Origin of the sequence: Aeromonas sp. A35_P (assembly GCF_002259925.1) — a bacterium.
Taxonomy (GTDB): Bacteria; Pseudomonadota; Gammaproteobacteria; order Enterobacterales; family Aeromonadaceae; genus Aeromonas; species Aeromonas dhakensis.
The window spans coordinates 1-3,202 of the sequence record NZ_NEVB01000053.1; the positions used below are offsets into that span (position 1 = coordinate 1).

4 protein-coding genes are annotated in these 3,202 nt (G+C 56.0%); all 4 read right to left on the reverse strand.

What is annotated here, in order from left to right; genetic code table 11:
• Nucleotides 1-48: 48 nt before the first annotated feature.
• A complete protein-coding gene (gene rplT, locus CAK78_RS04520) occupies nucleotides 49-405 on the reverse strand; it encodes a 50S ribosomal protein L20 (protein ID WP_005300683.1) in 357 nt (118 codons plus the stop codon).
• A 15-nt stretch (nucleotides 406-420) separates the two neighbouring features.
• Entirely contained in the window at nucleotides 421-618 is a 198-nt protein-coding gene (gene rpmI, locus CAK78_RS04525; RefSeq protein WP_005300673.1) for a 50S ribosomal protein L35, read from the reverse strand.
• Nucleotides 619-704: 86 nt separating this feature from the next.
• Nucleotides 705-1,253 (reverse strand): translation initiation factor IF-3, encoded by a 549-nt coding sequence (gene infC / locus CAK78_RS04530; RefSeq protein WP_026139078.1) that lies wholly within the window; start codon nucleotides 1,251-1,253, stop codon nucleotides 705-707.
• 3 nt (nucleotides 1,254-1,256) lie between these two features.
• Nucleotides 1,257-3,185 (reverse strand): threonine--tRNA ligase, encoded by a 1,929-nt coding sequence (thrS, locus tag CAK78_RS04535; RefSeq protein ID WP_005300655.1) that lies wholly within the window; start codon nucleotides 3,183-3,185, stop codon nucleotides 1,257-1,259.
• Nucleotides 3,186-3,202: the final 17 nt, after the last annotated feature.

Consider the following 3,202-nt stretch of genomic DNA (forward strand, 5'->3'; position numbering starts at 1 on the left):
CAAAAAAGGAGGCCTAGGCCTCCTTTTAGCATTTATAACAGAACCAGATTAAACCAGAGCTGCTTTGGCCTTTTCAACCAGGGCGGTGAAAGCCAGCTTGTCGTGAACGGCGATATCGGACAGGATCTTGCGATCGATCTCGATGGAAGCCTTCTTCAGACCGTTGATCAGACGGCTGTAGGACAGACCGTTCTGACGGGCTGCTGCGTTGATACGAGCAATCCACAGTTGACGGAACTGACGCTTTTTCTGGCGACGGTCACGGTAGGCATACTGACCAGCTTTGGTTACCGCTTGTACCGCTACGCGGTAGACACGGGAACGGGCGCCGTAGTAACCCTTGGCGGCTTTCATTACTTTCTTGTGACGAGCGCGAGCGGTCACACCACGTTTAACTCTCGGCATTTTTCACATCCCCCCTTATGCGTACGGCAGACAAGCGACAACACGTTTGTGGTCGGCAGCGGAAACAAAGAACTTCGGTCCCAGCTGACGCTTACGCTTACTGCTCTTCTTGGTCAGGATGTGACGCAGGTGGTTGTGCTTGCACTTGAAGCGACCTGAGCCAGTCTTCTTGAAGCGCTTTGCGGCGCCCCGGTTGGTTTTCATCTTCGGCATTTCATACTCCGCATTGTGAGTGACAACAAAATCGCAAGGCGAACCGACTCATGGGGCTGGCCCCATGAGTCAATTTCTTGTGGGCCTTAAGATTTTTTCTTGGGTGCGAGGACCATCACAGCTTGACGGCCTTCGACTTTCGGGAACGATTCGACTACGGCCAGCTCTTCCAGATCGTTCTTGACGCGCTCCAGAACCTTGATACCAAGATCCTGGTGGGCCATTTCACGACCACGGAAGCGCAGGGTGACCTTTGCCTTGTCCCCGTCTTCCAGAAAGCGAACCAGGTTGCGTAGTTTTACCTGATAGTCGCCTTCGTCGGTGCCAGGACGGAATTTGATTTCCTTGACCTGGACGACTTTCTGCTTTTTCTTCTGTTCTTTGGTGGTTTTGCTCTTTTCGTAGAGGAATTTGCCGTAATCCATGATCCGGCAAACGGGCGGCTCAGCGTTCGGACTGATCTCGACCAGATCCACTCCGGCCTCAAGGGCCAAGTTCAGAGCATCCTGGATGGAGGTGATGCCAATGGCTTCACCATCCAGGCCAGTCAGACGAACTTCTTTCAGACGGATCTCTTCGTTGATCCGGTGAGCGCGGGCTTGCGGTTGCTTGCCCAGTTTTTTTCCGCCTTTTATAGCTTATTCCTCCACTTTCTTTTGTCCGCGGGTCTGAACTTCCTGGGTCAACAGAGCAATCAGCTCTTCAACAGGATAAGAGCCCAGGTCAGCCCCTTTACGGGTACGTACTGCAATCTTGCCGGCTTCTACTTCTTTGTCGCCGCAGACCAGCATAAAAGGTACCCGCTTCAAAGTATGCTCGCGGATTTTAAAGCCAATCTTCTCATTTCTCAAGTCCGCTTTTGCGCGAAGGCCCGCATCATTCAATGCTTTGGCTACTTTCACCGCATAATCGGCCTGATTGTCGGTAATATTCATGACCACGGCCTGGGTAGGTGCCAACCAGGTCGGGAACAGTCCGGCGTACTCTTCGGTCAGGATCCCGATGAAACGCTCCAGCGAGCCCAGAATGGCGCGGTGGATCATCACGGGGACGTGACGTTCGTTGTCTTCGCCCACATAAGTGGCACCCAGACGGCCCGGCAGGGCAAAATCGAGCTGCACGGTACCACATTGCCAAGCACGGTCAAGGCAGTCATGCAGGGTGAATTCGATCTTGGGACCGTAGAAGGCCCCCTCGCCCGGCTGCAGGTCGTACTTCAGACCGTTCAGCACCAGCGCTTCGGCAAGCGCGGCCTCGGCGCGATCCCAGGCTTCATCGGAGCCGATACGCTGTTCCGGACGAGTGGAGAGTTTGACCACGATGTTCTCGAAACCGAAGGTGCCGTAGACATCGTAGACCATGCGGATGCACGCAGACACCTCTTCCATGATCTGCTCTTCGGTACAGAAGATGTGGGCATCATCCTGAGTGAAACCCCGTACCCGCATCAGGCCGTGCAGGGAGCCTGACGGCTCGTTGCGGTGGCAGGAGCCGAACTCGGCCATGCGCAGCGGCAGGTCGCGGTAGGATTTCAGACCCTGGTTGAAGATCTGCACGTGACCCGGGCAGTTCATCGGTTTGATGGCGTACTCACGGTTCTCGGACTGGGTGGTGAACATGGCCTGGGCGTACTTCTCCCAGTGACCTGAACGCTCCCACAGCACGCGATCCATCATGAAGGGACCCTTCACTTCCTGATAGTCGTACTCTTTGAGCTTGCCGCGGATGAAGGTTTCCAGCTCGCGGAAGATGGTCCAGCCGTCGTTGTGCCAGAACACCATGCCAGGCGCTTCTTCCTGCATGTGGTACAGGTCGAGCTGCTTGCCGATCTTGCGGTGGTCGCGCTTGGCGGCCTCTTCCAGACGCTGCAGATAGGCCTTGAGCTGCTTCTTGTCGGCCCAGGCGGTACCGTAGATGCGCTGCAGCATCTTGTTGTTGGAGTCCCCGCGCCAGTAGGCGCCGGACATCTTCTGCAACTTGAAGTGGTGGCAGTGACGCATGTTGGGCACGTGCGGGCCGCGACACATGTCGATGTACTCTTCGTGATGATAAAGACCTGGCTGGTCATCACGGGCAATGTTCTGATCCAGGATCTCGACCTTGTAGGTCTCGCCACGGGCTTCGAACACATCGCGTGCTTCCTGCCAGGAGACCTTCTTCTTGACGACGTCGTAATCCTTGGCGGCCAGCGCCAGCATGCGCTCTTCCAGGGCAGCCAGATCTTCATCGGTCAGGGTGCGGTCGAGATCGATGTCGTAGTAGAAACCGTTGTCGATGACGGGACCGATGGCCATCTTGGTCTGGGGCCAGAGTTGCTTGATGGCATGACCCAGCAGGTGAGCACAGGAGTGGCGCAGAATGTCCAGACCTTCTTCGTCTTTGGCGGTGATGATGGCCAGGGAGGCATCGGCTTCGATCAGCTCGCAGGCATCCACCAGTTCACCGTTTACCCGACCGGCAATGCACGCCTTGGCGAGACCAGGACCGATGTCCGCGGCCACATCCATGACGGAAACGGCGTGGGCAAATTGACGTTGGCTGCCATCAGGCAGAGTAATGATTGGCATTGTGTGTTTCCTTATAC